The organism is Bradyrhizobium sp. Mp27, assembly GCF_029953005.1.
GTDB lineage: Bacteria > Pseudomonadota > Alphaproteobacteria > Rhizobiales > Xanthobacteraceae > Bradyrhizobium > Bradyrhizobium barranii.
In genome coordinates this window covers 1-1300 of sequence record NZ_JASAUS010000508.1, presented here as the reverse complement: position 1 = coordinate 1300, position 1300 = coordinate 1, and the positions used below count along the sequence as shown (strand labels likewise).

At 54.2% G+C, this 1300-nt stretch carries 2 protein-coding genes; both read right to left on the bottom strand.

Going from position 1 to position 1300, the window contains the following annotated elements; genetic code table 11:
• Positions 1-380: 380 nt before the first annotated feature.
• The gene (locus QJT78_RS51375) at positions 381-866 is read right to left on the bottom strand and encodes a hypothetical protein (protein ID WP_157790286.1); all 486 of its coding nucleotides are present in this window, start codon (positions 864-866) and stop codon (positions 381-383) included.
• 28 nt (positions 867-894) lie between these two features.
• On the bottom strand, positions 895-1134 hold the full coding sequence (locus QJT78_RS51370; protein WP_157790284.1) for a hypothetical protein: 240 nt from the start codon (positions 1132-1134) through the stop codon (positions 895-897).
• Positions 1135-1300 lie beyond the last annotated feature (166 nt).

Genomic DNA, 1300 nt, shown 5'->3' with positions numbered 1-1300 from the left:
TCGTCAGGCGGCGAAAAGCCGAAGGCAATCCTGTGCGCCTCGTCAGACAAGATGTGCGGCCGCATCAATCGGGCCCAAAAGCCGCACTCTCACGAATAGGACGGGCTAGAGAGACGACGCCTTGGCGTCTAACAAACGAAATCCTTTATCGACTCTGTCGCGAACATCCGTATCACACGGACGAGCAAGTAATCTTGGCAAAGCTAAACATCATCGGTCGCGTCCATGCAGCAGCAATAGAGCGGCGCAAGGTCGTCTCGCCCGGTGAGACAAACGACAAATTTTACCTTGAGCGAGTGGCACCTGCGATAATGAAGTCTGGGCTGGACAAGTGGATAAGCCAAGCCAAGTCAGTGGCCCCCTATCCAATCGGACATTTATCAAACTCGCTTCGCTATAATTTCCGAAGCGATCTTGTCCCCGGGTGGCAAAATGAGCGCCGCGCTGCCATCGCTGTCCAATTCGATCTGACGCTCTTCGTGCATCTCGCGAAGAAGCTTCCTAAAGTAGGTATTATTCTTGTAGCCAGTCCAATTCTTCAGTTCTGCGGTCGCGATTTTGCCAGGCGATGTGCAGAGCAACAACAAGATTTGCTCTCGCAAACCCATCTTGGGATCGAGCACGCGCCGCATACCGTCGCCGATCCAAAGCAATGGCATTCGCCGCTCGGCTAATTTATCGACAATATCCTGCGCGTCGAGAATTGAGACATTGTGAAAGACCCTGACCAATTCCGCCATGACCCAAGTGCAGCTAGAAAGGACGAATACTGCATCCATATGATTGGGATCGACATCACCGCCTGCATGCCCCACGCCCCGATTGTTTCGGACCTCAAAGAGCGCAGGCAAGAGGCGCGGGATCAAGATCTGGAAGCTGCGCGGGACTTGGCTATTATTTTCGAGCAGCTTGCATGCTTGGTCGAAGGGCGCGCGGCTTCTTCGGCGAAGGAGCATAAGTGCCTTTCGCATGGCCGTCTAAGATGGTGAACACGATCTCGCAGAATTTGCCGCCGCTCAGCTCCGATGGCGACCATCGATGCTCCGCAAAATTCTGTACGATCGACTGATACTCAACCAGCAGGGGTTGGCGCAATCCCTCCGGGATTGCAGATAAGGCGGTCTGGACGCTCATTCGGGCGGCGTTCCCTCCAGTACTTCCAATCCCTCAGGGGTAATGAAGAACGAGCCATCGTAAGCGGAGCTTTTCTCCCATTTGATTGACTGGTTTCGCTTCGGCTTTCGCTCTGCGATCCTTGGCTTGTCAGAGAGCCGAGAGGAGACTGAAGGCGATGGAACAA